Below are 26,086 nucleotides of genomic sequence, written 5' to 3'. Positions count from 1 at the left end.
CATGAGGATCGGCACCGGGTACGATGTCCACCGGCTGGTAGAAGGTCGAAAGCTCGTGATCGGCGGGGTCGAGATCCCTCACGAAAAGGGCCTGCTGGGCCATTCCGACGCGGACGTTCTGCTGCACGCGATCTGCGATGCGCTGCTCGGCGCCGCCGGACTCGGCGACATCGGCAGGCATTTTCCGGACTCCTCGTCCCAATTCAAGGACATCTCGAGCCTGGTACTGCTTGCCGAGGTGCGCCGGCTGCTGGCGCGGGAAGGATTCCGCGTGAACAACATCGATGCCACGATCGTTGCGGAGCGTCCGAAGATGACGCCGCACATTGCGGCCATGGTAGCGAACATCGCGTCGGCCGCGGGCGCCGTGCCGTCGGCGGTCAACGTCAAGGCAACCACGACCGAAGGCCTTGGATTCGCCGGCAAGGGCGAAGGGATCGCGGCGTACGCCGTCTGTACGATCACGGAATAACTATGCACGCCGCGTGGGATTTGACCCGTATCGATGAAGGGGCGAACGTATGAGAACGGTCACTGGGGTCATCGTCATCCTGATGATAGCTTGTTGCGCCGCCTTCGCCCAAACCGAGGCTGCTCCCGACGGGAAGGACGCGCGGAAGAGCTCCCTCTATGAGTGGACCGACAGCAAGGGTACGGTGCATATCACCGACAGTCTGAACAGTGTGCCCGAAAAATACCGGTCCCAGGTGAGAAAAAGGGAAGCAGCACATGAGCAGGCGGCCGCTCCCGAGCGGCAGCTGCAGGAAGAAAAAGATTCTTCATCAGCCGAAGAAGCAGAACAGGCCGAAGCCGACGCCAAAGCCGAGTGGCAGCAACGCATGCATGACTGGAATAAACGCCTGGCAGATGCGGAAAGGCGCTATCAGGGGCTCGAGAACGAGCGAAAGGAACTGGCGGGGGCGTGGGTCCCGCCGCTCGTCGTGCCGATGGAGAACCAGATCAAAATAGAACAGATTGAGCAGCAGATGAAGGACGTAAAGGCGGAGATCGATGCCGCGAGAAACATGATCCAGAACGTCATTCCCGAAGAAGCGCGGAAGGCAGGCGTGCCGCCCGGGTGGCTGAGGGAATAGACGGACCTCTCAAGAAACGAGCCGGGAACGCGGGATCATTGTAGCGTCGGCGCGGCATGATCTTTGGTCTGCGAACGGTAACCGGCGATCCGTAACTCACTATGCGTGAAACGGTCCAAAAAATCAAAAAGGATTTTCACGCCGCCCTCTCCATGGACCCGGCAGCCACGAGCAAGGTCGAGGTTCTTCTGACCTACTCGGGTTTTCATGCGCTTCTGATCTACCGTCTTGCGCACTGGCTCTGGATGCGGCGCGTTCCCTTCATCCCCCGGGCCCTGTCCCAGCTTGCGCGCTTCATAACCGGCATTGAGATCCATCCGGGGGCGGCCATCGGCTCGGGCTTGTTCATCGATCACGGTATGGGTGTCGTGATCGGCGAAACAACCGAGATCGGGGATAATGTGACCCTCTTTCAGGGAGTGACGCTGGGAGGGACGGGCAAGCAGCGGGGCAAGCGCCACCCGACGCTGGGCAGCCATGTCGTCGTGGGAGCGGGCGCCAAGGTCCTCGGTCCGATCATGATCGGCGATTTTGTGAAGATCGGAGCAAATTCCGTGGTCCTGCAGGACGTGCCGGACCATTCCACGGTTGTCGGGATTCCGGGAAGGATCGTGAGGATCAAGGATGAGCGGGTCGCGGAGGACGCGCTCATGGACCATGTCCATATCCCTGACCCGATTGCCGACCGCCTGATAGAACTCCAACTCCAGATCGATGCGTTGAAAAAAGAGCTGGAGGGCATAAAAAAAACAAAAGTTTGATACACACTCATGCGTCCGCGTTCTCCAGGAGCCTGCATCGTCAATCTGTCATCAGCTTTCAATGATCCTGTAGCTATGGGTGATAGCTCCGGCTTTCGCCAGGGTAGCCCCCACCGAACAGTATTTGTTCACCGAAAGGCTGATCGCCCGTTCAACAGCTTCCTTTTCAACGCTGTTGCCCTTTACGACATACTCGATATGGATTGCTTTATAGATTTTGGGATAAGAGTCGGCCCTCTCGCCCTTCACGTTGACTTCGAGGCCGGTGACGGCCTGTCGTTTCTTTCGGAGGATGGACATTACATCCATGCCTGAACAGCCGCCGAAGCCCACGAGCAAGAGTTCCATGGGACGGAAGCCCGCATTGCGGCCTCCCGCCTCGTCATCGGCGTCCATGATCAGGGTATGACCAGATGACGCCGTTCCCGTAAATTGCATTTCCTTCATCAGTGTTACTCTGGCTTCAACTATCATAGACATTCGTGATTACCTCGTTTCCCGTTCAATTTGGCCCATCTTAGCAAAAAGACCGGTGCACTGTCAATGTGGCGTGGTCGTCTCAAGCCTGGCGACCATAAGTCAGGAACGTGCGGTGAAGGGAATCGATCGCTTACAGGTTCCCAAAGGAGGCTCCGTTTATTTGCCCGAAGGGGTCGCACGAGATTCTCTTGTTTGAATGATAGATTCTTCTATAAATAGATTGCGGAAAATAAGGGTCTCAGAAAGGGCGGGTCCCCGATACTGTTATTGCAGGATTGATGAAGCGTCATGTTCATAACTGCCTGTTTTTTCAAGAATGCTTCGTCCCCGTCTTGATCGCCCTGATTATGCATGGTTATGGTGCAATTAGTTTTTTTTATTTGACTAAAATGGTCGGTAAACATACAATCTCATGTCTCCATCAGAAAGTTGTTCACTGAGACAGCTGTGTTCTTTCCTGCCGAAGTTACTTCATTATAATTTTTAGACCTTTTTGAAAGAAAGGGGGAGTGAAGATAGCCTGCTCTCACATTCCGTTGCTACCCGACGGGTATGGATTCCAGAAAGCGCATTGCTTCTGACGCCAATGCGTTCTTACGACGTGAACAGACCCACACAACAATGCGAAACAATTCTATAAGGAGGATTTCCTAATGAGCAAAGATGTTAAGACACCCATGCTTGACGACTTGGAAAAAGGCGCGTGGCCGAGTTTCGTGAAAGAGATCAAGAAGGCCGCAAAGAAGAGCAACACGGCTCAAGATCTGCTCGGCATCCTTGAACGATCGTACCGGGACAAGGTTACCCACTGGAAGCACGGCGGCATCGTCGGTGTCCTCGGGTACGGCGGCGGCGTTATCGGCCGCTACTGCGACCTGCCCGAAGAATTCCCCGGTGTGGCGCACTTCCACACGGTCCGCATCAACCCGCCGTCCGGATTCTTTTACACCTCCAGCGCCTTGAAAGAACTGTGCGACATCTGGGACAAGCACGGCAGCGGCATGACGAATATGCACGGTTCAACAGGCGACATGATCTGGCTCGGCACCCAGACCGACAAGCTCGAGCCCATCTTCGCCGAGATTACGGCAAAGGGCTGGGACCTCGGCGGTTCCGGATCCTGCCTCCGCACCCCCAGCTCTTGCGTCGGCATGGCCCGCTGCGAATTCTCGAATATCGACACCATGTCGATCTGCCACACCATGACCCAGAAGTTCCAGGACGAGCTGCATCGTCCCGCATTCCCCTACAAGTTCAAGATAAAGGTTTCCGGCTGCGCCAACGACTGCACCGCTGCGGTCGCCCGCGCCGATATGTCCATCATCGGCACCTGGAAGGACAACATCCGGATTGACCAGGCCGAAGTGAAGAACGCCGCAAAGGACATGGACATCAAGGCTGAAGTCACCGATATGTGCCCGACCCATTGCATGAGCTGGGACGGCAACACCCTCAAGATCAATGACAAGGATTGCAACCGCTGCATGCACTGCATCAACCGCATGCCGAAGGCCCTGCGCCCCGGCAAGGAGAAGGGCGCTACCATCATGCTCGGCGGCAAGGCACCGATCGTGACCGGTGCTCTCATGAGCTGGGTCCTCGTTCCGTTCATGAAGCTTGAAGCCCCCTATGACAACCTCGAGGAACTCATCCGCAAGTTGTGGGAATGGTGGGATGAGCACGGAAAGAACCGTGAGCGTATCGGCGAGCTCGTTGACCGCATGGGCATGAGGTCCATGCTTGAAGCAACAGGACTCCCGCCCGTACCGCAGATGGTAAAGGCGCCGAGAACCAACCCCTACGTGTTCTGGGCTCCGGGCGAAGTGAAGTAACGCTAGACTAACGAGAATAATTCCAAGGAGGAATACCTATAATGGCTGATAAACCGAAGCGCATAACAGACCTTGGTTCACCTGATTATCATAAATTCCTGCCTCCCGTGATCGCCAAGAACTACGGGAAATGGAAGTACCATGAATACATCAACAAGGGCACGATGAAGCACGTTTCCGAGACCGGCGACGAGCTTTACACGGTGCGCATTGCCACTCCGCGCCTCGTGAGCACCGATTACATCCGTGAGATGTGCGACATATCCGAGAAGTTCAGCGGCGGCTACCTGCGCTGGACGACGCGCCATAACGTCGAGTTCTTCCCTGAGAAAGCGCAGGTCGACGCGCTCCAGGCTGAACTGAAGAAACGCGGCCATCTCGTCGGCGGCATCGGGTACGGCATCAGCAATGTGGTCCATACCCAGGGCTGGATCCACTGCCATACCCCCGCAACGGACGCTTCCGGCGTCGTGAAGGCGGTCATGGACGAACTTCATGAATACTTCTCCTCGAAAAGCCTTCCGGCGCGCGTCCGCATTGCGCTCGCCTGCTGCCTCAACATGTGCGGCGCCGTGCACTGCTCCGATATCGCCATCCTCGGCATCCATCGCCTGCCTCCCAAGGTAAACGAGGCCACGCTCGGCAACCAGTGCGAGATCCCCACGACCATCGCTTCCTGCCCGACCGGCGCAATCAGCCCGAACCCGGCAACGAAGTCCGTGAAGATCAAGGCTGAGCGCTGCATGTATTGCGGCAACTGCTACACGATGTGCCCCTCGCTCCCGATCGCGGACGGCTCCGGCGACGGCATCTCGATCTACGTGGGCGGCAAGGTTTCGAACGCCCGCGGCCCGGCACGCATGTCCAAGCTGGTCATCCCGTTCCTCCCGAACAATCCGCCGCGCTGGCCCGAAACCGTGAAGGCCGTGAAGCACCTTGTCGAAGTCTATGCGCAGAACGCCAAGAAGCATGAGCGCATGGGCGAGTGGATCGAGCGGATCGGCTGGGAGCGGTTCTTCAAGCTGACCGGTCTTCCGTTCACGTACCAGCACATCGACGACTTCACCTTTGCTCGCGACACATTCCGCATGACCCCGACCTTCAAGTGGGAGTAGCATCGCGATACAGTCTGTACGCCGGCCCCGGTATGATGCCGGGGCCGGTTTTCTCAGGATGTGAATAATTTACCTGGAGGGGAGCGATTATGGACGCGGCAGAACTTCAGAAAAAAGTATATGAACTGGTTGAAAAGAACATGGGTAAGAAGAAGATGAAGGCCGGCGACATCAAAAAAGCCATGGTCGCGGAAGGAGCCACGGAGGACGAGGTCAAGGCGGCGATTCGCGAGCTCGTTGACGGCGGCAAGCTGGTCTATTCCTACTTTGGCGGGAGCTTCATCGAGGTCCCGCACGTCGAGGGATCGGCAAACCCCCAGCAGTAGTTTCGTATGTCGAACATCCCGAGGCTCGTGATATCAGCCACGCGGGGGGGGCTGGGCAAAACGACCCTCTCCCTGGGCATTATCAGCGCCTGGCAAAAGACGGGCCGACGGGTGGCGGTTTTCAAGAAGGGGCCGGATTTCATCGATGCCGGATGGCTTGGTGCGGCAGCAGGCAGACCGTGCTATAATCTTGATCCCTTCATAATGACACCCGAGACGATCCGGGGCTCCTTCCTTCAGCACACCGCGGATGCTGACGCGGCAGTGATCGAGGGGAACCGGGGACTCTACGATGGCGTCGATGAGGTCGGCACGTACAGTACTGCCCGGCTGGCAAAGCTGCTGGCCTGTCCGGTCGTGCTGATTGTGGATTGCACCAAGTCCTCAAGCACGGTGGCCGCGGTTGTCCTCGGATGCAGAAATTATGACCCTGATACGGATCTCAGGGGTGTCATTCTGAATAATGTCTCGGCCGGCCGTCATGAATCAGTCATCCGGAAGGCGATCGAGCAGAGCAGCGGCCTTCGCGTTGTCGGAGCCGTGCCGCGTCAAAGAAAAGGCGAGTTCCCCGAACGCCATATGGGGCTCACACCGTTCCATGAGCATCCCGAGGTGGAACAGGCGATTGCCGCGGCGGCCGCGGCGGCCGAACGATATCTCGATCTGAAAACCTTGTGGGATATCGCATGCGGTTCCGGGGAAGTGGCTGCTGGAAAAACGGAATGCAGCGCCATCGGATCGCGCGGAAAGGACCCGTCGCCGGTCGTCGGCGTTATCAGGGACAGGGCATTTCAGTTCTATTATCCTGATAATTTAGAAGCACTGGAGCAGCACGGGGCGCGGCTGGAGATCGTGAATGCTCTCACGGACAGCGCTTTGCCCGAGATCGATGCTCTCTACATAGGTGGAGGCTTTCCTGAAACGCAGGCGGCGGAACTTGCTGCGAATGAGGGTTTCTGCCGGTCCATCAAGGCGGCGGCCGACAGAGGACTGCCGATCTACGCGGAGTGCGGAGGCCTGATCTATCTTGGCAGAAGTCTGCAGGTGGGAAACCGGAACTATCCCATGAGCGGGGTCCTGCCGATCGACTTTGTTCTGGAAAAGAAGCCGCAGGCTCACGGTTACGCTGTTCTGACTGCAGGCGAGAACAGTACGTTCCTTGAAAAAGATGTTATAATAAAAGGTCACGAGTTCCATTATTCGCGGATAGTAGATACCCTCGGTCTTGCTCCGTTCGCGTATGAGGTCAATCGCGGCTTCGGGATCGACGGCAAGAGTGACGGAATCGTGTACAAGAATGTATTGGCCGCCTATACCCATATCCATGCGCTGGGCACGCCCGAGTGGGCTCCGGCCCTGTGCAGAAAGGCGCGTGAATACCGGAAAAACAAGGGGTAGGGTAGGGAAGGCAGGTATTTACCGTGAGATCTGGAGCTCGGGAAGGCGTCGAACTGGTGTGCCCCTTCTGCCGGACGCCACTGGCGAGACCGGCTGAGATGCGGATAAGCGCTGCCGAGGTCGTTCTTGGCGGAACGTGCAGCACCTGCGAGGCCCTGTATATCATGGACCCGACAGGCAAGAATGTAGGGGAACTGATGATGCAGGGTCTGGGGATGGCAGCCGACAGGCTGTCCAAGGAATTATCCGCGATGATTGCGGGAGAAGATTATGATGATAGGGTGCTGAGCTATGACTGGCGAACCCATCGCTCTCCGGGTGAGCCGAAGGGTTTTATGGATGGCCATGGCCGGCTGTATGTCATCAAGGTCAGAAAGAAGAGTGGGTGAGGAACGGGAATATTCACCGGGATGCTCAGGGCAGTACCCGATTATAATGCACGAAAGGGGAAACAAAAAATGGCAACGATAGAGGTAAAAGGCAAGACAATTGAAGTGGATGAAGATGGTTTCTTGGCGAACCTGGATGACTGGAGCATGGACGTGGCGAACTATTTCGCCCAGGTAGAGGGCATCGAGATGAGCGACCAGCACTGGGAAGTGGTGAACTTCCTGCGCGACTACTACAAACAGTATCAGATCGCGCCGATGATCAAGATCCTCGTCAAGGAGATCGGCAAGAAGCTCGGGCCCGAGAAGGGCAACACCAAGTATCTCTATGAGCTCTACCCGGGCGGCCCGGCAAAGCAGGCCTGCAAGATCGCCGGCCTTCCGAAACCGACGGGCTGCGTCTAGCACCTCGCCACCAACTCGAACAGCAAGGCAGCGCGGCGCGTGCCGGACTGCGTTCGCACGAAAGCTCTTTCTGCGGGGAGAGTCCGCCTTCACGCTATCGTTCGAGGAGCATTCTTCGGCAGAAATCCTGCCGAGGCGGCAGCTGGCTTCTGGTTCTCCGGTGGTCATCCTGAGGGAGGGCGATCGGAAGCAGAGTCAAGGCGGCATCCCGGCAGGGATTGCATTCGGGGACCTGTTCTCTGACGGAATTTACGAGAAGGAGGAACGCGGCACCATGTACATGGTATCGATCGACAAGGGCAAGTGCGATGGCGACGGAACCTGCGCGAATGTTTGCCCCCAGTCGGTATTCAAAGTTGAAGGCGGCAAGGCAGATCCGGTGAACATGTCCGAGTGCATCAACTGCCTGACCTGTGTTGAAAATTGCCCGCAGCAGGCAATCACGGTCAACGAGATATAATGCGCTCATACAGCATCACCATACAAAGGGGATAGTTGAACAACTAATCCCCTGTTTTTTTACTACAATCAAGCCCCGGGGAGGTGAAACAATGAAACTGGCTGTTTTTTTGAGCGATTGGAGAAGGACCGAGGACACCTTCGAGAGGATGAAGGCCGAAAAGATGGGCGTTATCCTGGTGGGCAACGGCATCTATCATGCCGTCGTGAAGGAAGGCGGCAAGGATTCACCGGTGCTCTCGAAGGCGGGAGCCAGCTTTTATGTGTTGTCTGACGATCTCGAGACCAGGGGATATACCGCCGCGAACGTCAATTCCAAGGTCAAGGTCATCGGCTACGGTGACATCGTCGATCTCATCATGAACGACTATGAGAAGACGGCCTGGCTGTAATCTGATTCCAACAGGGAGGATAACATGGCTGAGTTAACATTGGGAGTATTCCCTTCTTTGGTCGGCTCGATGTCGCTCGACTTTGCTTTCAAGCTTGCCGAGGCCGGGATGGCCAAGGGGCACAAGGTGAACATGTGGCTTTCCGGCAATGCCGTGATGATGGCCAAAAAGGGACAAAAAGCATTCAAAGATTATTCGCACAACGAAAAGAAGATGAAGGAACTCATGGCAAAAGGCATGGAGATCACGGTCTGTGAAGCCTGCGCCGAGGCCCGGGGGTACCACAAGGAAGACACGCCCGAGGGGATGAAGCGCGCGAGCATGGACTGGTACCTGGCGAAGACGGTCAAGACCGACAGACTGCTTCATATAGGAGGCGAATAATGGGTGCCGTAAAATTATTGTTCGTTGTGCAGCGACCGCCCTATAAGAGCGAGAACCCCCGCTTGGCGCTCACCCACGCGATCGCAAGCCAGACCGCCGAGATCTACATGGATGACGGAGATTCCGTCGTCCCGACGGTGGTCTTCGTCGGTGATGGTGTACTCAACGCGGTGAAGGACCAGCAGGCAATGAAAATATACGGGGTGACGAGCACGGAGAACCACATCAAGAGCTGCCTGATGATCGATTTGCCGGTGTGGGTGTGCAAGGAAGACATGGATCGGCTCGGCCTGAAGGAAGACAAGATGATCACCAACGCCGAGGATATGGGCGCCGATCTCAAGACCAAGTTCGTTTCCTTCGCCGACATCCAGAAGGAAATGGAAGCGGTACAGCATCTCCTGTTCTTCTAGGAGCTATTCTGCCGGAACCCCTGCAGCACGTGCTGCAGGGCGGCTTTTGGTGAACCACGCTATGGATATGGAGCTCAAAAATCTGCTCAGGGCGAAGAAATCGACGATCCTGAAAAAATGGTTCGACGCGGTCGCTGATACCTATCCGGACAACACATCCAGTTTTCTGAAGAAACAAAAGGCCCAGTTCACCAATCCCGTCGGGTATACCCTCTCGGAGGGCCTGGAGGGTCTGTTCGAGGCACTGCTCAAGGGGGTCATCCCCGATGCGGTCGCGACCTTTCTCGACAGCATCATCAGGATCCGCGCGATCCAGGAGTTCTCTCCCTCCGAGGCTGTTTCGTTCGTCTTCCTGCTGAAGAAGATCGTGCGGCAGGAGCTCGGGAGCGAGACCCTGGCGCAGCAGCGGCTCCGCGACGAGCTGGCCGCTTTTGACTCATCCGTCGATGATCTGGCACTCTACGCTTTTGACCTCTACATGAAATGCCGGGAAAAGATCTACGAGCTCAAGGCAAATGAAGCTCGCAATATGACTTTCAGGCTTCTGCAGCAGGCGAAGCTCATCGTTGACAACCAGGATTGACACGGGGCCTGCACGATTGCTCGGGCTGCCAACCTTAATCGAAAAGAGGTAACGAAATGAAAGCCATAATTTCTTTCATTACAGTGCTTGTCCTCGCGGCGATAGCCTATGCGGGGGTGGCAATGGGGAACATGCAGTTCCTGTTCGGCGTAATTATTCCCTATCTGGCCGTTGTCACCTTCGTCATCTTCATGATCGCACGCATTCTGAAGTGGGGCAGTTCGCCGAACCCCTTCCGCATTCCCACGACCTGCGGACAACAGAAATCCCTTCCCTGGATCAAGCACAGCAAACTGGAAAATCCTTCGAACCTCCTCGGGGTCGCGGGAAGGATGGCCCTCGAAGTTTTCTTCTTCCGCTCCCTCTTCAGAAATCTGAAGCTGCAGACGCATAAGGGAACGCAGCTCGCGTACGGCGAGGCCAAATGGCTTTGGGCGGCCGGCATGGCGTTTCACTGGTCCTTCCTCATCATCCTGATCAGGCACCTCCGGTTCTTTACCGAGAAGGTGCCCGCGGCAGTGAAGATGGCAGAAGGGCTCGACAGCTTCCTCCAGATCGGGACGCCGCTGCTCTACATAACCGACGTCGTGCTGCTTGCTGCTGTGTTCTACCTCTTCCTCAGGAGGATCGGCATACCCCAGGTGCGGTACATCTCTCTCATCAGCGATTACTTTCCGCTCTTCTTGATCCTCGGCATCGGGGTCACCGGCGTACTCATGCGTTACTTCACCAAGACGGACATCGTGAGCGTCAAGATGATGGCTATGGGCCTCGTCAGCTTCAACCCGTCGATTCCCCAGGGGATCGGTCCGCTGTTCTACACCCATCTTTTCCTCATCTGCACGCTGTTCGCCTATTTTCCCTTCAGCAAGCTCGTGCACATGGGCGGCGTGTTCATGAGCCCGACCCGGGTCCTGGCGAACACCAGCCGCGTGAAGCGGCATGTCAATCCCTGGAACTATCCCGTCCACGTTCACACCTATGAAGAGTACGAGAACGATTTCAGGGCTAAGATGAAAGAAGCCGGCCTGCCGGTAGAAAAGGAGTAGTCATGGCGAAACTTCCGAAACCAGAAGAACTAGCGAAGATCGACTATACGCTGCCCAAAACGGAATGGCTGGATACGCCCGTGGTGTTCAAGGAGGGCATGTTCTGCCACGGCTCGAAGCCGAAAAGCCTGGAACTCGTCGGTTTCCCGAACCCGCGGGACTGGCGGCCGGCTGATGCTGACTGGAAACTCCCGGCAGACTGGAAGGAGATCCTGCTCAAGGGGATCGCGGAGCGCCTTGAAAAATACCGCTCCTTCCGGCTGTTCATGGACATCTGTGTGCGCTGCGGAGCGTGCGCGGACAAATGCCATTTCTTCATCGGCACCGGCGATCCCAAGAACATGCCGGTCCTCCGGGCCGAGCTCATCCGCTCCGTCTACAGAAAAGAATTTACCCTGGCCGGGAAGCTTTTCGGCAGGATGGCCGGCGCGCGGGAGCTGACGGTCGACGTGTTGAAGGAGTGGTGGTACTACTTCTACCAGTGCACCGAGTGCCGCCGCTGCTCCGTCTTTTGCCCCTACGGCATCGACCAGGCGGAGATCACCATGATCGGCCGGGAACTGCTCAACCTCCTTGGCCTGAATATCGAGTGGATCGCGGGGCCGGTCTCGAACTGCTATATGAAAGGCAACCACCTGGGCCTCGAGCCCCATACCATCGTCGGCAACCTCGAATACATGCTGGACGACATCGAGACCGTCACCGGCAAACGCATCAAGCCCACCTTCAACCGGAAGGGCGCCGAGATCCTGTTCGTGACGCCGTCGGGCGACCTGTTCGCCGACCCGGGCACCTACACGTGCATGGGTTACCTCATGCTGTTCGAGGAGCTCGGCCTCGATTACACCTGGAGCACCTATGCGTCGGAAGGCGGCAACTTCGGGTTCTTCACCTCGAACGAGATGGCCAAACGGCTCAATTCCAAGATCTACGCGGAGGCGAAGCGGCTCGGCGTAAAGTGGATCCTCGGCGGAGAGTGCGGCCACATGTGGCGCGTCCTCTCCCAGTACATGGACACCTGGAACGGTCCCGCCGATTTCCTCGAAGTCCCGAAATCGCCGATCACCGGCACGGTCTTCGAGAACGCGAAGTCCATGAAGATGGTCCATGTCGCGGAGTTCACCGCCGACCTGATCAAGAACAAGAAGCTCAAGCTCGACCCGAAGCGAAACGACCACCTCAGGGTCACCTGGCACGATTCCTGTAACACGTCGCGCGGCATGGGAATGCTGGACGAGCCTCGCTATGTGCTCAAGAATGTCGTAAACCACTTCTACGAAATGCCGGAGGACACGATCCGCGAAAAGACCTTCTGCTGCGGCAGCGGCACGGGCCTGAACGCCTCGGAGGATATGGACCTCAGGATGAAGGGCGGGTTCCCGCGCGCGAACGCGGTCAAGTTCGTCGCCGATCACCACGGGGTGAACATGCTGGCCAACGTCTGCGCCATCGACCGGGCCACGCTCAAGGCCCTCATGGACTACTGGGTGCCCAGCGTGGGCGTCTGCGGACTCCACGAACTGGTGGCGAACGCCCTCGTCATGACCGGCGAGAAGGAGCGCACGACCGACCTGCGCGGTGAGCCTCTTCCGTCAGCCCAAGTGAAGGAGGAAAAGGCCTAATGAAACTCTATGACGGCGGCAAAATACTCGTCGGGCTTGTTGTGCTTCTGGCAGTTGCCCTGTTTCCGTTCTACTACAATATCGGGAAGGTGAACGCCAAGCCGGAGCCGAAGCTCGACACCCCGGCCATTCTTCAACTGCCGGAGCAGGACCGAAAATGCGTGGAGTCAAAGGCATTCATGCGGACCGAGCACATGCAGCTCATTAATAACTGGCGCGATTCCGTTGTGCGCGACGGCTACCGTCAGTACGTCAGCGAAACGACGGGCAAGCATTACAACATGAGCCTGCAGAATCAATGCATGCGCTGCCATTCGAACAAGAAAAAGTTCTGCGACGAATGCCACAACTATATGGCTGTGAAGCCCTATTGCTGGGACTGCCATATCGCCCCGAAGGAGGATGACAAGTCATGAGCATGGACAGACGGAAATTCTTAAAGATAGCAGGCATATCCTCCATCCTGGGGCTTGGCGCGACTGCGGCAACAGCAGTGGACAACGTTTGGGTCAGAGGGCTCAAGCCGCCCCAGGTGGAGCCGAATAAGGAGGCGCTGACGGCGCAGCACTGGGCCATGGTCGTGGACATGAGCAAGTTCAAGACCGAGGAAGACTTCCAGAAAACCATCAGCGCGTGCCACACGACCCACAATGTTCCTGATTTCCGGAATCCCGACGGCAGCGTCGACATCAAGGATGAGATCAAGTGGATCTGGAAGGCGAAGTACGAGAACGCGTTCCCTGACCAGGACAATCCCTACATGGAAGAGAAGATCAAGGAAATGCCGTTCATCGTGCTGTGCAATCATTGCGAGAACCCCGCCTGCGTGCGGGTCTGCCCCACCCAGGCGACCTTCAAGCGAAAGCAGGACGGCATCGTCATGATGGACATGCACCGCTGCATCGGCTGCCGGTTCTGCATGGCCGCCTGCCCGTATGGCGCAAGGAGTTTCAACTACCGCGATCCGCGCCCCTTCATCAAGAGCGAGAACCGGGAATATCCGACGCGAACCAAGGGCGTGGTGGAAAAATGCACCTTCTGCACCGAACGGCTCGCGTTCGGGAAACTGCCGGCTTGTGTCGAGGCGGCTCCCAAGGGCGGCCTGATCTTCGGCGACCTCGCGGACAAGAATTCCGAGGTCCGGAAAGTCATCGAGACGAGTTACACCATACGGCGCAAGCCCGAGCTCGGGACCGGGCCGAGTGTTTACTATCTGATAGGAGGTAATGAACATGCTTGAGAAAGCATTGGTAGGAAGTAAAAAGTACTGGGCATGGTTGATCTTCCTGAGCGCCCTTGCCGTGTCAGGAGTCTACTATTACCTCCAGCAGTTCAATTACGGTCTGGGTCTTACTGGCCTCTCCCGGGACGTTTCGTGGGGTCTCTACATCGGCCAATTCACGTTCCTCGTCGGCGTCGCAGCATCGGCCGTGATGCTCGTCATTCCCCACTATCTGCACGATTACAAGAAGTTCAGCAAGATCGTGATCCTGGGAGAGTTCCTTGCGATCGCGGCGGTCACCATGTGCATCCTGTTCATCTTCGTCGACATGGGCCAGCCCATGAGGATCATGAACGTGGTCCTCCATCCAACACTCAATTCCGTCATGTTCTGGGATTCAATGGTGCTCTCGGGTTATCTGTTCATCAACCTTTTGGTCGGGTGGGTGACCCTGAGCTCCGACCGCAAGGGCGTTGCGCCTCCGAAGTGGATCAAGTTCTTCATTTATCTGTCCGTGCCCTGGGCAGTCAGCATCCACACCGTCACGGCGTTCCTCTATGCCGGTCTCCCGGGGCGGCATTTCTGGCTCAGCGCCGTGATGGCGGCCCGCTTCCTGGCCTCGGCCTTTGCCGGCGGTCCGTCGCTTTTGATCCTTCTTGCCCTGATCGTTCGGAAAGTAACGAAGTTCGATCCCGGGAAGGAGCAGATACAAACGCTCGGAACGATTGTGGCCTATGCCATGTTCGCCAATGTTTTCCTCCTTGGCCTGGAGTTCTTCACTGCCTTCTACAGCAATATCCCGGGCCATATGGAGTCGTTCAAGTACCTGTACGTAGGGCTTGACGGACACCGGGAGCTCGTTCCCCTGATGTGGGTCTCTAGCATCTTTGCAGCGGCATCGCTCCTCATGCTCGTGATCCCGCGTGTTCGCAGGAACGAGACGACGCTCGCTCTGGCCTGCGTCATGCTGTTCATCTCTCTCTGGATCGACAAGGGCTTCGGCCTGATCATCGGCGGCTTTGTGCCGAACATGCTGAATCAGGTAAGGACCTACTGGCCGACCAGACAGGAGTCAATCATCACCCTTGGCGTCTGGGCCATCGGGTTTCTGATCCTTTCCCTCCTCTACAAGATCGCGATCACGGTGAGGGAGGAAACCGAGGGCATTGAGATCGAACATTAGAGACGTGTAATTCTGCCAAGAAAACAATGTATTATGAAAAGGTCCGCCCTGAGAAGGGGTGGGCCCTTTTTTTTGATCCTTTGTATTTTCTGTTGATTTTATCCCGGAGGGCTGGTACTATTACGAACCTTTTTGCAAATTATTTTCTCGAATGAGGAGGAAACAGCCACATGTACATGGTAACAGTTGACAAGAACAAATGTGATGGTGACGGCACCTGCGTCAACGTCTGCCCCCAGTCGGTATTCAAGGTAGAAGGCGGCAAGGCTGACCCGGTGAACATGTCCGAGTGCATCAATTGCCAGACCTGTGTGGAGAACTGCCCGCAGCAGGCCATAACCGTCAACGAAATATAGCGTATACGATCGATCTCATCAACAAAAGGGGACCGTCACACTGACGGTCCCCTTTCTCATTTCCAACTCCCTTCTGGTAACGGATCAATCCTTCTTCTCGACAAACTTCTGAAACGCGGTTATGAGGTCGATGGGAAGCGGGAACACGATCGTCGTGTTCTTCTCCGTCCCGATCTCGGTAAGCGTCTGGAGGTACCGGAGCTGGAGCGCCATCGGGTTCTTGCTGATGACCCCTGCCGCCTCGGACAGCTTCGCCGATGCCTGGAGCTCGCCTTCGGCATGAATGATCTTGGCACGCCGTTCCCGTTCGGCCTGAGCCTGGATGGCGATGGCCCGCTGCATCTCCGCCGGAAGGTCGACATTTCGTACTTCCACCGTGGTCACCTTTACACCCCACGGTTCCGTCTGCTGATCGATGACCTTCTGGAGCTCAGCGTTGATGGCCTCGCGATTGGAGAGCAGGTCGTCGAACATGTTCTGTCCGAGGATGCTCCTGAGCGTGGTCTGGGAGATGAGCGACGTGGCGTAGTAGAAGTCCTCTACCTCGACGACCGCCTTTTTAGGATCGATGACCCGGAAATAGACGACCGCGTTCACCTTGACGGTCACGTTGTCTTTGGTGATCACATCCTGTGCCGGGACATCCATCGTGACCGTACGAAGGCTTACCCGCACCATCTTCTGAATGCCGGGGAGCAGGATGATAAGGCCCGGTCCTTTTACACCGCCTTCCAGGGCTACCTTGCCGAGCGTGAAGATGACGCCCCGTTCGTACTGCTTCAGGATCTTGATCGTATTGAAAAAGAACCAGACGAGGATGAGAGCAGCAACCATGACGCCGATACCGATTGTTTGAAGCATGGGTGGACCTCCTTAGGATTATTCAAACCGAAGTCGTCAAGACCGGTCAGCCGGTCCGTTCGACTTTGAGTTTCAGACCTTCCACAGCCATGACCTTCACCCGCGCGCCTTTCGGGATGGGGGTGTCGCTCCAGCAATTCCAATATTCACCGTGCACGAACACCTGACCGCTGGCGTGAATGTCGGTCCTTGCCTCTCCCTCGAGACCGATCATGCCTTCCTTGCCCGTGTCGGCCCTTTCCCTCTGGATACGAACGGCCAGGGTGACCGTCACGATGAACAGGAGGGCGGAAAGAGCCACGACCGGCACAATGACCGTCCATGATATCCTGAGCGAGGGGATGGGAGAATTGATCAGCATGACCGAGCCGATGGCCATGGCAATGACGCCGCCCACGCCGAGGACACCGTGGCTCGTGATGAATGCCTCGGCGATGAACAGGCCGATCGCGAGCAGGATGAGCATGAGACCCGCGTAGTTGATCGGGAGCGTATGCAGGGCATAGAACGCGAGGATGAGACAGATGGCGCCGGCCACTCCCGGGAAAATCGCCCCGGGATTCGAGAGCTCAAAGTAGAGACCATAGAACCCGAGGATCATCAGGATATAGGCGATGTTGGGATTGCTGATGATCTCGAGCAGCCGGTACCGGAATCCCATGTCGATCCGGTGGACCTCGGCGTTCGCCGTCTGGAGCGTCTTTTTCCGGAGGACCAGGTCAACGGTCCTGCCATCGATTTCCCTGAGCAGTGAAGGCACGTCGTTCGCGATGAGGTCAACAACATGCTCCCTGACCGCTTCGGTATCCGTAATGGAGACGCTCTTCCGAACCGCGTCGTCGGCCCATTTCATATTCCTTCCCCGCTGCTCGGCGACATTCCGGGCCATGGCCGCCAGATCGTTCACGACCTTGGTCTCCATCGTCTTGTCCATCTTGCCTTCCATGGTCACCGGGTGAGCCGCACCGATATGGGTGCCCGGCGCCATCGCGGCGATGTGGGCCGCCATGGTGAGGAAAACGCCGGCCGAGGCGGCCCTGGCCCCCGGGGGCGCGACGTATACCACCACCGGGACCTCGGCTGCCATCATCTTTTTCACGATCTCCCGCATGGAGTCAACGAGCCCGCCCGGCGTGTCAAGCTGAATGATGATCGCCTCGGCATTGTCCCGGGATGCAGTGTCGATCGACCTCGTTATATATTCGGAGACCACCGGTGTGATCGGGGCATCGACCGTGATGAGATACACGGTCCTGGCGCCGTCCGGGTGCGGCTGAGGGGATTGCCCGGACGAAGGCCGGCTCAAAACCAAAGGCGGACCAGCAAAGACAAGAAGCAGAACAGCGAACAGCAAAACGATGGCATATCTGCGCATGATGGTCCTCCCCGATGCTGCAAGTATATACCGTGGCGGAGCGGAGTGTCAAGAAACCCTTGACTTCACAGGACGAATTCTGTAGCATCGAAAAAATCATGAGGATAACGGGTGGTACAGGCAGGGGCAGGAAGCTGAAGGTGCCCTCCGGATCACGGGTGCGGCCAACATCCGACAAGGTGAAACAGGCCCTGTTCAACATCCTGGGCGAGAGCGTCCAGCATGCGCGAATCCTTGACCTCTATGCCGGGACGGGCGGTGTCGGCATCGAGGCGCTCAGCAGGGGAGCCGCCAGCGTCTCTTTCGTGGATGATGCGGGAGATTCTCTGAAAGCCATCAGGCTGAATATCGATCAGGCAGGATTGAGCGGCCGGGCCCGCCTTGTTGCCTCGAAAGCGGAGGCCTATCTCGCCAGGACCGAAGAGCAGTTCGATATCATATTCCTGGATCCTCCCTACTCGGTGGAACAGGGACCACTGCTCGAACTGGTCAGTGCTTCCCCGGTCCTGCAGGATGGCAGTGTCGTCGTTTTCGAGCACTTCAAGAAGCAGACGTCTCCGGGGCAGGCGGGAAGACTTGCGTTATACCGGGAGGCCCGGTACGGGGACACGGTGCTTGCTTTCTATAAGGCACGAAGTCAGGAGCCGGTGGTGAGGAGTCAGTCGGACAAATCGGCGGCGTCCTGATTTGAACCGCTTGCTTGGTCCAGGCCCCCGTCCCCAGGTCCCTCATCGATCAAGGAGATACTATGAAACATGTCGCTGTTTATCCCGGAACATTCGATCCCGTGACGAACGGACATATTGACCTCGTGGAGCGGAGTCTCACCATCTTCGACGAGGTGATCGTAGCGGTTGCGGAGAATCCCAAAAAAGCACCGCTCTTTTCGCTCGAGGAGCGCCTCGCCATGTTCAAGGCCGTGACCAGGAGATACCGCAGGGTGATGATCGAGGGCTTTGACGGCCTCCTTGTCGATTACGTGAGGCATAAGAAGGCCGTCGCCATCATCCGAGGCCTCCGGGCTGTCTCGGACTTCGAGTACGAGATGCAGATGGCCCTCATGAACCGCCGGCTCGACGATGATATCGAGACGGTGTTCCTGATGCCGAACGAGGCGTATTCCTTCATAACCTCGACGATCGTGAAGGAAGCGGCGAGCTACGGCGGGGATGTGTCCAGCCTCGTGCCGAAGCTGGTGGTGGGGAAGCTGCAGAAGAAGTTCGGGTTGGAAACGGGAAGATAGGAGCAATCTCGGCACGCAGGCTGTCACGAAAGGACGGGCACGATCGGCACCTTCTGGAACGGGTGCATGCCGCATTGAGTAACTGTCGTAAGAAAGGGCTTGAAACTGCCAAGCCCTTTCAACGTCCGAAACATACCTTCTTCCACTCTATGCATCTTTCAACATTGCCCTGACGTCCTTTTCCGTGATAACCATACTATGCGCTTTTTTCGCGTGCTGCATGGCTATCTCGACGATCTCCTTCTCTTCGTGGCTTTGAATGAGGAAGCCACATTTTGGATCGCATTCAACCTTTTTCAGCTTTTCCGCCATGGTCGCCACCTCCCTTCCGCAACGATCGATGCTGCATATCGCCTTCCTCCAGCCCGCGTATAAATAATGCATTCGTGAACATACCTGATAAGACGGCCGCTCAGAGATGGCCATGACCACACAGAGATGCTTGCCAGGCCTCGGGTAGCTCACAAAGGCTTCTTTGCATAATCGAGCATGCCTTGAAAGTCCACGACCACGGCAGACTCATTCCCTACCACCCAGGCATCATGTCCGGTCGGCAGAAGTGATACGTCTCCTGGCTTGCACTCAAGCTTCGTGCCATCATCCATCAATACCATGATCGTACCCGCTATGTGGTACTGGAAGTGCGGCGCTTCACGGCTTTTTGTCTTCACTAGCAGCTGCACCGACGTTGACCACTTCCAGCCTGGCTCAAACGTGGCCCGCCCGATCGTTGCTCCGCCGATCTTTACCAATTCCACCTTCCCGTAGGGAAACGTTCTTACCTCATCTGCCTGGCCAAAACGCTTCAACTCGGCTCTTACGGTATCTACCAGCATGTCATCACCCCTTTCAAAAAGCACTCAGACCGCCCCTTCTTGCGCTGTTTCAAACAAATGCAACTAATCTTGATTGAATTATAGCACCATTTCTTAGGGTATCTGTATTTCGGGAAATGAGAGAATCTGACTGTAGATGGAAACGGGGGAAAAACAACGTTCGAGGGACATAGTGCAAGCGGGGCCATCTCAAGTCAGCCGCCGGACATGTTTAACGTCCGTGTCGTCCGGCTGCAACAGGGCGCCCTGCAGTGCTGGCTGTTACGGCTGTCAGAAGGCCGGAACTATCGCCTTGTTATGAAGGGACTTACCAGAAGGAGCGCGATGCCGTCACCGAGAAGCAGAATGTTGAGCGACGCGCTGAGGGCATGCAGGCACGCGAATTCTCTCCGTACTATCGAGTCCGCCGGCTCACGCTCGAACGAGGTGATTTTCTGTTTCACCCGTACCGCTTCAGGATAGAGCTTTACGGTTATGAAAATATTGACGATGAGCGCCAGGACGACGAGGATGAGAGAGGCGCGGTAGGACGTTTGAGCATGGTTACCGGAAGCAACATACAGCAGAATTAGCGCCAGGGCTGAAAGGGCTAGGTTGTACGGGAAGTAGCCCGGGAACAGTTTGCCGACGATATCGCCGGCAATATCCCTGGTGTATGATCTGAAGATCAGTGGAGTGACCATGAAGGTAAAGAGGGCCATTCCCCCGACCCAAAGGGCAAGAATGAATGTATAGGCTGAGAACCAGAAGGATTTCATGGTCACCTCCGCTGCAGATCGATTCGGCCGCCGGCGCCCGACAGAAAAACGGTCATAATGAGGGGTCAATGAGGATATCGGATGTGAGCTGAGCTTTAATGAAGTTCCGGAGGTATGCCCGGTCTTCATCCGAGATCTCCACGAATTTTAGGCCCATTCCAGGCTCCTGAAATGTGCCCTGTTTGATCGAATGGGTGTAGAGCACGATGGCTTTTGCCCTGATCTCCCGGTCCGTGACATGGATCGTGATCGGTATGAGCTCATTCGTCTGCTCGGGGTCAAGCATGCGTATGTATGCTCCCTTTTCTGAAATAGCCGTTGCATATTCTATACGATCCCCGGCGCGGTGTCTGTCCTTGTTCGCCAAAACAGTCTTCAGCGAAGTGTTGATCCGGATATTCTCGCGCGGCGTGGGTTCCGTCGCGGCCTGAATCGCCCGATAGAGCGCGTTCGGGTCAACGGGTTTGGAAAAATAGGCGACACAGCCTGCATTCAGACATGCGGATTTGACCGAGGCATGATCCTCTGCCGTGAGCACGATTATGGGGACCGCCCTTGTGCGGTCCTTTCCCTTGACTGTTTTGATGAAGTCGACGCCGTTCATCGAGGGGAAGAAGGTCGCCGTAAGGATCAGGGACGGGACCCGCTGCTCCATGATCTTCAAGGCGTCTTCGGGAGCGGCCGCGGTGATGACGGCGTACTCCAGTCGTTTCAGCAGGATCCCGTGATAGTAAAGCATGGTCGGGCTCCCGTCCACGATCAGCACCGTTCTGGTTTCTCGTTCAATCATGTGGTTTCCCTCCGATAAGAAAATTTAAGAGCAGCAGAACCTCGACGCTTCCTTCGGACGAGCGTAAGGCCGGTTGACAACCCCGTTGGGAGAGCGGTCCCTCTCCGCTGCCGGAAGAAGAGCCCGTCCGCGTGGGGAAGCATTAAAAAAGCACTTTGCAGGGAATTCCTTCCCGTTCAAAGGCCATGTGCAGTTCCTCTCCCTTTCGCGAAAAGAAGCTGCTTTCCATGGCCCACTGCATTCCCTGTTTTCTGTATGCCCAGTCTGCGTAATGATAGTTCAGTCTGTCCAGGAGCACCGCGTCGACTTTCCCCTGAAGCATGCTCACCAGCCCTTCGGCACCGGGAAGGATCGGTGCTATCATGACGAACGTCCTGATCCCCTGCGACCGAAGAACGGCCAGCGCGTCAACCCTCTGCTGGATCGGCGGCGCCCCCGGTTCAAAGATCCTTCTTATCTTCTCATCCGCCGTGGTTATGGTGAATCCGACCTGGGATCCGGATGCCTGTTTCAGGATGTCGACGTCCCTCAGGACAAGCGGGGATTTGGTCTGGATCGTGACCGGCCAGCCGTTTTCCACGAGGATGCCGAGACATCTCCTCGTGAGCGCAAACTTTCTTTCCAGAGGCTGATAGGCATCGCACACACCGCTTATCCAGACCTTCCCGGCCGGCTTTTTTGTCACCTCATGGGTCAGGAGGTCGGGAGCGTTGATTTTTACATCCACAAAGGCCCCCCAGCGCTCCTGGTGGCCGGTGAACCGCTTCATGAATTTCGCATAGCAGTAGACGCAATTATGTTGGCACCCGATGTAGGCGTTTAAAGCGTAATCAGAGACACGGGACTTGGATAAGATGCTCTTTGCCTGTATCTCCCTGATAATCATGTCAGGGTTGTTGTCACTCAAGCGTTCATTCCCAAGGGCAGGATCTCCCGATATATACAGGTTCCCCCCCGACCGAGTGATGATACGATCGCACGGTTCCTGGTCGCAGAAGGGCCGTCTGTTTTCATTGAGTATCAGCGTGGGACCGCTGCCTTACCGCTTCGTACAGAATGACCGCTGCTGCAGTAGCGACATTCAATGAGTCGATCGTTTCGGTCATCGGGATCCTGATGTGAAGGTCGATGTCGGCCATCATGTCCTTCGGCAGGCCTGCTCCCTCCTGCCCCACAATGACGACGGTAGGCTTCCTCAGGTCGGTCTCAAAGTGTGTCCGGCCGCCTGCCAGGACCGTTGCCGCTGTCTGGAACCCTTTGCGCCTGCAGGACTGGACGAATCCTGCCATGTCCTGAACCAGGACCACAGGGACGCGAAGGATGCTGCCCATCGAAGCGCGGATCGTTTTTGCATTGTAGGGATCGACCGTATTCGGCGTTACTGCCAGTCCCGACGCGCCCGCGGCTTCCACCGTTCGTATGATCGTCCCCAGGTTGCCGGGGTCCTGGAGCTGGTATGCAACGACAATCAAGCCGGCCGCACCGCCAAGAAGGGATTCCTCCAAGTGGTTCCGCATGCGCACGACGGCCAGGACAGGCTGGGGAGTTATGCTTTCCGACACGCTTTGCATCAGGTTTTCTGCAATCCAGACAATGTCCACCTGCCGGCGTTCGGCCAGCTTGATCAGGCCACGACCATGATGCTGGACAAGGGACGGTGCCGCGACGACCATGGTAACTCCGGCGTCGTCCCGAAGCGCCTCCTCAACCATCTTGACGCCTTCGATCAGGAAGGTTTTTTCTTTTTTCCGGAACTTGTGCTGTTGGAGGGAGCGCAGGCGCCTGATCGTGGCGTTGTCCTTTCCGGTCAGCGGGTTGTGGGGGCTGTTCTGCTGCATGGCCGGAGTATAACACAACGGGGCATGGCGGGGCGAACACAAAATGGAAAGCCGTCGGTACTGTCCCGTTCGGCTATAATAGTGCAGAGGCAGGCCATGAAGAAGCGACCGAAAGAAGCTGCGGTTCCTTCAGCGATGTCCGATACGCCCCGCCACGCCATCGTTTCCCTCCTGATCGGCAGGCAGCGCTCGGCTAAGGTTCTTTCGTCCGAGATCGGCATCCCGGAGAAGGAGGTCTATGATCATCTCGAGCATGTCAGGCGGTCTTTGAGCAAGACCGGCCATCACCTCATGGTGACGCCGGCTGAATGCAAGAAGTGCGGGTTCCTTTTCACCAAGAGGGAACGGCTCAAGAAGCCCGGCAAATGCCCGGCCTGCAGGGGAGAATCAATTCATGAACCGCTCTTCTCGATCGAGGTCGACCCGGATCGACCGGATAGAACAAATGTAGTATAGTTTTCTTCTTCGGCAACTGTGGGAAAGGAAGGGCCTTTTTCTCATAAAGCCCTATGACATACCTTTCATTTTCAGCTTCAACGGCAACAAAGGTGCTTTTTAAACCTTCTTTGTTGTAAAACTAAGAATGTACAACATGCGCATTTATTTTTTGGTACAATAAGTCTATGGAAAAAGACATCCTGAGCCAGGTGATCGATGCTGAGAAAGAGATACAGCAATGCCTTGAGGCCGAACGGGTGAAAGCCCGGGAATGGCTTGAACGAGCGAACAAAGAGGCGGAAGAGGCGATGCTGCTGGAGCAGCGGAAGATCAAGGAAATGCAGGAGCAGTCGCTGGCCGAAGCGGACAGGCAGGCCGCACAGAAGGCAGAAGAGATCATCCGCGAGGCTACGGCTGCTGCTGAGCATCTGGGGCAATTGAACCCGGAGGTCCTGCGCTCCATCGTGGAGCAGAGGGTCCCCGGAATCCTTCCGGGATAAATCTCTATGATAGTAAGGATGTCAAAGGTCGAGATCGTGGGGGCCAAGGATCTCCTCCAGGAGACGCTGGGCCTGTTGCGTGAACTCGGCATATTCCAGATCGAGCCTGCCGCCGTGGGGTTCATTGAGGAAGGGCGGGAAGAAGATATCCGTTCCTTCATGCCCGACGAGAAAAGCATGTTCGAGCGTCTTTTCCTCGAGAACCTTCGCCAGAAGATAGACGAGCTCTTTTCCTTCCTTCCGAAAAAACAGGTCCGGGAAAGCTATATTGAGCCCCGGTCGATCATCGACACCATTGCCAAGACTATCGAACGGCACATCGCTGCAGCCAAGGAGCTTTCCGAACGGCGGGACGTGTTGAAACAGGAGCGGGCGGAGCTGGACCGGTACGCGGTCTTTCTCAGCGCCTTGGCCTCTCTCGTTGAATCCACGAAAGAGACTCCTGACCTTGACTTTATCGGCCTCACGATCCGGGAGCCGGAGATGGTGGACCACTTGCGGGAGGCGATCTCGAGGATCACCGACTGGAAGTTCGAATTCATGACCGAGACCGCCGCGGATGGCACCCTCGTGGGGCTCATTACGGTCGAAAAGGACCTGTCCGAGCGGGTCAAGAAGGCTTTGAGCGATGAACATGTGCCGGAGCTGATCTTTCCGGCCAGTTTCAGTACGCTCACGTTTTCCGAGAAGGTCGTTTTCGTCAGGAACCGGATCGCCGAGGCGGCGGCCGGGATCGAGTATATCGACACGGAGCTGACCAGGCTGGCCACACGCTGGATGCCCATCTACACGAGCGTCAGGAACTGGATCGACGACCGGCTTTCCCTCCTTACGACGACCACGGCCACCTTCGAGACGCGAATGTGCTTTTTCATCAATGGGTGGATGCCCACCAGCGACCTTGCACGGCTCCGGAAAAGGATCGCGGATACCTACGACAGCAAGGTCGTAGTTGACGAGAAGGAAATGCGCGAAGAAGACCTCGAGCGCGTCCCCATTATCCTGAAGAACCCGGCCTACTTCAAGCCTTTCGAGATCTTTACGAGCATCCTTCCGCTCCCAGCCTACACCTCCTATGATCCGACGCCGTTCATCGGCATCTTTTTCCCGATCTTTTTCGGCATGATACTGGGCGATGCGGGGTATGGCCTGGTCCTCGGCATCCTCGCCTTCTTCCTGATGAAAAAGTTCCGGAAGCCGGGCATGGTCCGGGACGGCTCCAAAATCCTGATGGTCGCTTCGCTCTACTCCCTGTTCTTCGGCGTCCTTTTCGGAGAGTTCTTCGGCGACCTGCCGGAGCGGCTTTTCCACCTGAAACCCCTGTGCGTGGAGCGGCGCGAAGCAGTGATCCCCATGATCTATTTTGCCCTGAGCGTGGGCGTGGCCCACATCCTGCTGGGCCTCGTCCTGGGCGCCGTCACCGGTTTCAAGCACGGTGAGAAAAAGGAAGCTACCTACAAGGTCCTGAGTGTCGTGATCATTCTCGGCATGATCGCGGTCCTGGCTACGTTCTTCGGCGTTCTTCCGGCGCTGCTGACACGGCCAATTGTCATCGCGATCCTGTTCCTCACCCCCATCCTGTTCTTCACGGGCGGGCTGCTGGCCCCGCTCGAACTCCTGAAGAGCATCGGCAACATCATCTCCTATGTCCGTATCATGGCCATCGGTCTCACCTCGGTGCTGCTCGCCTTTGTCGCGAACCGTCTGGGCGGCGAGACCGGTGACATCGTTACGGGGCTCCTGGTCGCGGGCCTGATTCACCTGCTGAACATCGTCCTTGGAGTATTCTCGCCGACCATACACTCGCTCAGGCTCCACTATGTGGAGTTCTTCAGTAAGTTCATCGAGCCGGGCGGGCGTCGGTTCGAACCGCTGAAGAAGACATAATAAACAGAGACAGCCTGCAGCAGAGTGCACAAGAGGGCGAAGAGAAAAGCAGGGACGTGCTTTGATCGGGTCTTTCCGTGTTCATCTGCGGCAGCGG

34 protein-coding genes are annotated in these 26,086 nt (G+C 56.7%); 25 read left to right on the top strand and 9 right to left on the bottom strand.

Going from position 1 to position 26,086, the window contains the following annotated elements:
• Window position 1 precedes the first annotated feature (1 nt).
• The 3 genes from ispF (at window position 2) to epsC (ending at window position 1,855) form a co-directional block, all read left to right on the top strand.
• The gene (gene ispF, locus VL197_06850) at window positions 2-472 is read left to right on the top strand and encodes a 2-C-methyl-D-erythritol 2,4-cyclodiphosphate synthase (GenBank protein ID HUJ17695.1); all 471 of its coding nucleotides are present in this window, start codon (window positions 2-4) and stop codon (window positions 470-472) included.
• A gap of 49 nt (window positions 473-521) precedes the next feature.
• Window positions 522-1,094: a DUF4124 domain-containing protein gene (locus VL197_06845; protein HUJ17694.1), complete on the top strand. Its 573-nt coding sequence runs from the start codon at window positions 522-524 to the stop codon at window positions 1,092-1,094.
• A gap of 101 nt (window positions 1,095-1,195) precedes the next feature.
• Complete coding sequence (gene epsC, locus VL197_06840; GenBank protein ID HUJ17693.1) at window positions 1,196-1,855, top strand: serine O-acetyltransferase EpsC; 660 nt, start codon at window positions 1,196-1,198, stop codon at window positions 1,853-1,855.
• Between the two features lie 51 nt (window positions 1,856-1,906).
• Here epsC and VL197_06835 read toward each other — a convergent pair whose 3' ends face one another.
• Window positions 1,907-2,335: an OsmC family protein gene (locus VL197_06835; protein HUJ17692.1), complete on the bottom strand. Its 429-nt coding sequence runs from the start codon at window positions 2,333-2,335 to the stop codon at window positions 1,907-1,909.
• Between the two features lie 653 nt (window positions 2,336-2,988).
• On the opposite strand from VL197_06835, the gene dsrA reads away from it, so the two are divergent.
• The 17 genes from dsrA to VL197_06750 all read left to right on the top strand — a co-directional run bounded on the left by dsrA (window position 2,989) and on the right by VL197_06750 (window position 15,463).
• Window positions 2,989-4,167 (top strand): dissimilatory-type sulfite reductase subunit alpha, encoded by a 1,179-nt coding sequence (dsrA, locus tag VL197_06830; GenBank protein ID HUJ17691.1) that lies wholly within the window; start codon window positions 2,989-2,991, stop codon window positions 4,165-4,167.
• A 41-nt stretch (window positions 4,168-4,208) separates the two neighbouring features.
• Window positions 4,209-5,282, top strand: a complete 1,074-nt coding sequence (dsrB, locus tag VL197_06825) for a dissimilatory-type sulfite reductase subunit beta (GenBank protein HUJ17690.1) — start codon at window positions 4,209-4,211, stop codon at window positions 5,280-5,282.
• 89 nt (window positions 5,283-5,371) lie between these two features.
• Window positions 5,372-5,608, top strand: coding sequence for a hypothetical protein (locus VL197_06820; protein HUJ17689.1), 237 nt, complete (start codon window positions 5,372-5,374; stop codon window positions 5,606-5,608).
• Window positions 5,609-5,614: 6 nt separating this feature from the next.
• On the top strand, window positions 5,615-7,006 hold the full coding sequence (locus VL197_06815) for a cobyrinate a,c-diamide synthase (protein HUJ17688.1): 1,392 nt from the start codon (window positions 5,615-5,617) through the stop codon (window positions 7,004-7,006).
• Window positions 7,007-7,029: 23 nt separating this feature from the next.
• Complete coding sequence (locus tag VL197_06810; protein HUJ17687.1) at window positions 7,030-7,395, top strand: hypothetical protein; 366 nt, start codon at window positions 7,030-7,032, stop codon at window positions 7,393-7,395.
• A gap of 69 nt (window positions 7,396-7,464) precedes the next feature.
• Entirely contained in the window at window positions 7,465-7,800 is a 336-nt protein-coding gene (locus VL197_06805) for a TusE/DsrC/DsvC family sulfur relay protein (protein HUJ17686.1), read from the top strand.
• A 274-nt stretch (window positions 7,801-8,074) separates the two neighbouring features.
• Window positions 8,075-8,260 carry a 4Fe-4S binding protein gene (locus tag VL197_06800; GenBank protein HUJ17685.1) on the top strand — a complete coding sequence of 62 codons (186 nt, stop codon included), beginning with the start codon at window positions 8,075-8,077 and terminating at the stop codon, window positions 8,258-8,260.
• Window positions 8,261-8,351: 91 nt separating this feature from the next.
• A complete protein-coding gene (locus VL197_06795) occupies window positions 8,352-8,651 on the top strand; it encodes a DsrH/TusB family sulfur metabolism protein (protein HUJ17684.1) in 300 nt (99 codons plus the stop codon).
• 24 nt (window positions 8,652-8,675) lie between these two features.
• Complete coding sequence (locus tag VL197_06790; GenBank protein ID HUJ17683.1) at window positions 8,676-9,035, top strand: DsrE family protein; 360 nt, start codon at window positions 8,676-8,678, stop codon at window positions 9,033-9,035.
• Window positions 9,035-9,448, top strand: a complete 414-nt coding sequence (locus VL197_06785) for a DsrE family protein (protein ID HUJ17682.1) — start codon at window positions 9,035-9,037, stop codon at window positions 9,446-9,448. Before VL197_06790 ends, VL197_06785 begins: the two co-directional genes overlap by 1 nt.
• 61 nt (window positions 9,449-9,509) lie before the next feature.
• The gene (locus VL197_06780) at window positions 9,510-10,031 is read left to right on the top strand and encodes an RsbRD N-terminal domain-containing protein (protein HUJ17681.1); all 522 of its coding nucleotides are present in this window, start codon (window positions 9,510-9,512) and stop codon (window positions 10,029-10,031) included.
• 56 nt (window positions 10,032-10,087) lie between these two features.
• Window positions 10,088-11,080 (top strand): sulfate reduction electron transfer complex DsrMKJOP subunit DsrM, encoded by a 993-nt coding sequence (gene dsrM, locus VL197_06775; GenBank protein HUJ17680.1) that lies wholly within the window; start codon window positions 10,088-10,090, stop codon window positions 11,078-11,080.
• A gap of 2 nt (window positions 11,081-11,082) precedes the next feature.
• Window positions 11,083-12,702: a (Fe-S)-binding protein gene (locus tag VL197_06770; protein HUJ17679.1), complete on the top strand. Its 1,620-nt coding sequence runs from the start codon at window positions 11,083-11,085 to the stop codon at window positions 12,700-12,702.
• The gene (gene dsrJ, locus VL197_06765) at window positions 12,702-13,118 is read left to right on the top strand and encodes a sulfate reduction electron transfer complex DsrMKJOP subunit DsrJ (GenBank protein HUJ17678.1); all 417 of its coding nucleotides are present in this window, start codon (window positions 12,702-12,704) and stop codon (window positions 13,116-13,118) included. The genes VL197_06770 and dsrJ overlap by 1 nt, the downstream gene beginning before the upstream one ends.
• Window positions 13,115-13,942: a 4Fe-4S dicluster domain-containing protein gene (locus VL197_06760; protein ID HUJ17677.1), complete on the top strand. Its 828-nt coding sequence runs from the start codon at window positions 13,115-13,117 to the stop codon at window positions 13,940-13,942. The genes dsrJ and VL197_06760 overlap by 4 nt, the downstream gene beginning before the upstream one ends.
• Window positions 13,935-15,107, top strand: coding sequence for an NrfD/PsrC family molybdoenzyme membrane anchor subunit (gene nrfD, locus VL197_06755; GenBank protein HUJ17676.1), 1,173 nt, complete (start codon window positions 13,935-13,937; stop codon window positions 15,105-15,107). Before VL197_06760 ends, nrfD begins: the two co-directional genes overlap by 8 nt.
• A 170-nt stretch (window positions 15,108-15,277) precedes the next feature.
• Window positions 15,278-15,463: a 4Fe-4S binding protein gene (locus VL197_06750; GenBank protein ID HUJ17675.1), complete on the top strand. Its 186-nt coding sequence runs from the start codon at window positions 15,278-15,280 to the stop codon at window positions 15,461-15,463.
• A gap of 84 nt (window positions 15,464-15,547) precedes the next feature.
• On the opposite strand, the gene VL197_06745 is transcribed toward VL197_06750, so the two are convergent.
• Window positions 15,548-16,324, bottom strand: coding sequence for a slipin family protein (locus VL197_06745; GenBank protein HUJ17674.1), 777 nt, complete (start codon window positions 16,322-16,324; stop codon window positions 15,548-15,550).
• Between the two features lie 46 nt (window positions 16,325-16,370).
• Window positions 16,371-17,699, bottom strand: coding sequence for a nodulation protein NfeD (locus VL197_06740; protein ID HUJ17673.1), 1,329 nt, complete (start codon window positions 17,697-17,699; stop codon window positions 16,371-16,373).
• Between the two features lie 98 nt (window positions 17,700-17,797).
• Between VL197_06740 and rsmD the strand changes: the two genes are divergently transcribed.
• Together rsmD and coaD are read left to right on the top strand one after the other, a co-directional pair.
• Window positions 17,798-18,385, top strand: coding sequence for a 16S rRNA (guanine(966)-N(2))-methyltransferase RsmD (gene rsmD / locus VL197_06735; protein HUJ17672.1), 588 nt, complete (start codon window positions 17,798-17,800; stop codon window positions 18,383-18,385).
• A 62-nt stretch (window positions 18,386-18,447) separates the two neighbouring features.
• Window positions 18,448-18,942, top strand: a complete 495-nt coding sequence (coaD, locus tag VL197_06730; GenBank protein HUJ17671.1) for a pantetheine-phosphate adenylyltransferase — start codon at window positions 18,448-18,450, stop codon at window positions 18,940-18,942.
• A 147-nt stretch (window positions 18,943-19,089) separates the two neighbouring features.
• Here coaD and VL197_06725 read toward each other — a convergent pair whose 3' ends face one another.
• The 6 genes from VL197_06725 to VL197_06700 all read right to left on the bottom strand — a co-directional run bounded on the left by VL197_06725 (window position 19,090) and on the right by VL197_06700 (window position 23,164).
• Window positions 19,090-19,254: a DUF1059 domain-containing protein gene (locus VL197_06725; protein HUJ17670.1), complete on the bottom strand. Its 165-nt coding sequence runs from the start codon at window positions 19,252-19,254 to the stop codon at window positions 19,090-19,092.
• Window positions 19,255-19,403: 149 nt separating this feature from the next.
• On the bottom strand, window positions 19,404-19,778 hold the full coding sequence (locus VL197_06720; protein HUJ17669.1) for a cupin domain-containing protein: 375 nt from the start codon (window positions 19,776-19,778) through the stop codon (window positions 19,404-19,406).
• Window positions 19,779-20,062: 284 nt separating this feature from the next.
• The gene (locus VL197_06715; GenBank protein HUJ17668.1) at window positions 20,063-20,536 is read right to left on the bottom strand and encodes a DUF4149 domain-containing protein; all 474 of its coding nucleotides are present in this window, start codon (window positions 20,534-20,536) and stop codon (window positions 20,063-20,065) included.
• Between the two features lie 52 nt (window positions 20,537-20,588).
• On the bottom strand, window positions 20,589-21,326 hold the full coding sequence (locus tag VL197_06710) for a response regulator (protein ID HUJ17667.1): 738 nt from the start codon (window positions 21,324-21,326) through the stop codon (window positions 20,589-20,591).
• Window positions 21,327-21,468: 142 nt separating this feature from the next.
• Window positions 21,469-22,212 (bottom strand): radical SAM protein, encoded by a 744-nt coding sequence (locus tag VL197_06705; GenBank protein HUJ17666.1) that lies wholly within the window; start codon window positions 22,210-22,212, stop codon window positions 21,469-21,471.
• Window positions 22,213-22,336: 124 nt separating this feature from the next.
• Complete coding sequence (locus VL197_06700) at window positions 22,337-23,164, bottom strand: RNA methyltransferase (protein ID HUJ17665.1); 828 nt, start codon at window positions 23,162-23,164, stop codon at window positions 22,337-22,339.
• 96 nt (window positions 23,165-23,260) lie between these two features.
• Here VL197_06700 and VL197_06695 point away from each other — a divergent pair, with 96 nt between their 5' ends.
• The 3 genes from VL197_06695 to VL197_06685 all read left to right on the top strand — a co-directional run bounded on the left by VL197_06695 (window position 23,261) and on the right by VL197_06685 (window position 25,989).
• Window positions 23,261-23,620, top strand: a complete 360-nt coding sequence (locus VL197_06695; GenBank protein HUJ17664.1) for a transcriptional regulator — start codon at window positions 23,261-23,263, stop codon at window positions 23,618-23,620.
• A gap of 167 nt (window positions 23,621-23,787) precedes the next feature.
• On the top strand, window positions 23,788-24,102 hold the full coding sequence (locus tag VL197_06690) for a hypothetical protein (GenBank protein HUJ17663.1): 315 nt from the start codon (window positions 23,788-23,790) through the stop codon (window positions 24,100-24,102).
• A 6-nt stretch (window positions 24,103-24,108) separates the two neighbouring features.
• Window positions 24,109-25,989: a V-type ATPase 116kDa subunit family protein gene (locus VL197_06685; protein ID HUJ17662.1), complete on the top strand. Its 1,881-nt coding sequence runs from the start codon at window positions 24,109-24,111 to the stop codon at window positions 25,987-25,989.
• The last annotated feature ends 97 nt before the right edge of the window (window positions 25,990-26,086 follow it).

It is taken from the genome of Nitrospirota bacterium (assembly GCA_035516965.1).
Taxonomy (GTDB): Bacteria; Nitrospirota; UBA9217; order UBA9217; family UBA9217; genus MHEA01.
The sequence above is the reverse complement of the archived record's forward strand: the minus strand, read 5'-3'. Positions and strand labels throughout refer to the sequence as shown.

Coding starts and splice junctions, on each gene's coding strand:
- VL197_06740 (HUJ17673.1), bottom strand. CDS start 17,699: ATGCGCAGATATGCCATCGTTTTGCTGTTCGCTGTTCTGCTTCTTGTC.
- VL197_06725 (HUJ17670.1), bottom strand. CDS start 19,254: ATGGCGGAAAAGCTGAAAAAGGTTGAATGCGATCCAAAATGTGGCTTC.
- VL197_06785 (HUJ17682.1), top strand. CDS start 9,035: ATGGGTGCCGTAAAATTATTGTTCGTTGTGCAGCGACCGCCCTATAAG.
- nrfD (HUJ17676.1), top strand. CDS start 13,935: ATGCTTGAGAAAGCATTGGTAGGAAGTAAAAAGTACTGGGCATGGTTG.
- VL197_06820 (HUJ17689.1), top strand. CDS start 5,372: ATGGACGCGGCAGAACTTCAGAAAAAAGTATATGAACTGGTTGAAAAG.
- VL197_06700 (HUJ17665.1), bottom strand. CDS start 23,164: ATGCAGCAGAACAGCCCCCACAACCCGCTGACCGGAAAGGACAACGCC.
- dsrM (HUJ17680.1), top strand. CDS start 10,088: ATGAAAGCCATAATTTCTTTCATTACAGTGCTTGTCCTCGCGGCGATA.
- dsrJ (HUJ17678.1), top strand. CDS start 12,702: ATGAAACTCTATGACGGCGGCAAAATACTCGTCGGGCTTGTTGTGCTT.
- VL197_06710 (HUJ17667.1), bottom strand. CDS start 21,326: ATGATTGAACGAGAAACCAGAACGGTGCTGATCGTGGACGGGAGCCCG.
- VL197_06685 (HUJ17662.1), top strand. CDS start 24,109: ATGATAGTAAGGATGTCAAAGGTCGAGATCGTGGGGGCCAAGGATCTC.
- VL197_06695 (HUJ17664.1), top strand. CDS start 23,261: ATGAAGAAGCGACCGAAAGAAGCTGCGGTTCCTTCAGCGATGTCCGAT.
- dsrA (HUJ17691.1), top strand. CDS start 2,989: ATGAGCAAAGATGTTAAGACACCCATGCTTGACGACTTGGAAAAAGGC.
- VL197_06745 (HUJ17674.1), bottom strand. CDS start 16,324: ATGCTTCAAACAATCGGTATCGGCGTCATGGTTGCTGCTCTCATCCTC.
- rsmD (HUJ17672.1), top strand. CDS start 17,798: ATGAGGATAACGGGTGGTACAGGCAGGGGCAGGAAGCTGAAGGTGCCC.
- VL197_06845 (HUJ17694.1), top strand. CDS start 522: ATGAGAACGGTCACTGGGGTCATCGTCATCCTGATGATAGCTTGTTGC.
- VL197_06770 (HUJ17679.1), top strand. CDS start 11,083: ATGGCGAAACTTCCGAAACCAGAAGAACTAGCGAAGATCGACTATACG.
- VL197_06715 (HUJ17668.1), bottom strand. CDS start 20,536: ATGAAATCCTTCTGGTTCTCAGCCTATACATTCATTCTTGCCCTTTGG.
- VL197_06705 (HUJ17666.1), bottom strand. CDS start 22,212: ATGATTATCAGGGAGATACAGGCAAAGAGCATCTTATCCAAGTCCCGT.
- ispF (HUJ17695.1), top strand. CDS start 2: ATGAGGATCGGCACCGGGTACGATGTCCACCGGCTGGTAGAAGGTCGA.
- epsC (HUJ17693.1), top strand. CDS start 1,196: ATGCGTGAAACGGTCCAAAAAATCAAAAAGGATTTTCACGCCGCCCTC.
- VL197_06795 (HUJ17684.1), top strand. CDS start 8,352: ATGAAACTGGCTGTTTTTTTGAGCGATTGGAGAAGGACCGAGGACACC.
- VL197_06805 (HUJ17686.1), top strand. CDS start 7,465: ATGGCAACGATAGAGGTAAAAGGCAAGACAATTGAAGTGGATGAAGAT.
- VL197_06780 (HUJ17681.1), top strand. CDS start 9,510: ATGGATATGGAGCTCAAAAATCTGCTCAGGGCGAAGAAATCGACGATC.
- VL197_06750 (HUJ17675.1), top strand. CDS start 15,278: ATGTACATGGTAACAGTTGACAAGAACAAATGTGATGGTGACGGCACC.
- VL197_06690 (HUJ17663.1), top strand. CDS start 23,788: ATGGAAAAAGACATCCTGAGCCAGGTGATCGATGCTGAGAAAGAGATA.
- VL197_06720 (HUJ17669.1), bottom strand. CDS start 19,778: ATGCTGGTAGATACCGTAAGAGCCGAGTTGAAGCGTTTTGGCCAGGCA.
- VL197_06800 (HUJ17685.1), top strand. CDS start 8,075: ATGTACATGGTATCGATCGACAAGGGCAAGTGCGATGGCGACGGAACC.
- VL197_06835 (HUJ17692.1), bottom strand. CDS start 2,335: ATGTCTATGATAGTTGAAGCCAGAGTAACACTGATGAAGGAAATGCAA.
- VL197_06815 (HUJ17688.1), top strand. CDS start 5,615: ATGTCGAACATCCCGAGGCTCGTGATATCAGCCACGCGGGGGGGGCTG.
- coaD (HUJ17671.1), top strand. CDS start 18,448: ATGAAACATGTCGCTGTTTATCCCGGAACATTCGATCCCGTGACGAAC.
- VL197_06790 (HUJ17683.1), top strand. CDS start 8,676: ATGGCTGAGTTAACATTGGGAGTATTCCCTTCTTTGGTCGGCTCGATG.
- dsrB (HUJ17690.1), top strand. CDS start 4,209: ATGGCTGATAAACCGAAGCGCATAACAGACCTTGGTTCACCTGATTAT.
- VL197_06760 (HUJ17677.1), top strand. CDS start 13,115: ATGAGCATGGACAGACGGAAATTCTTAAAGATAGCAGGCATATCCTCC.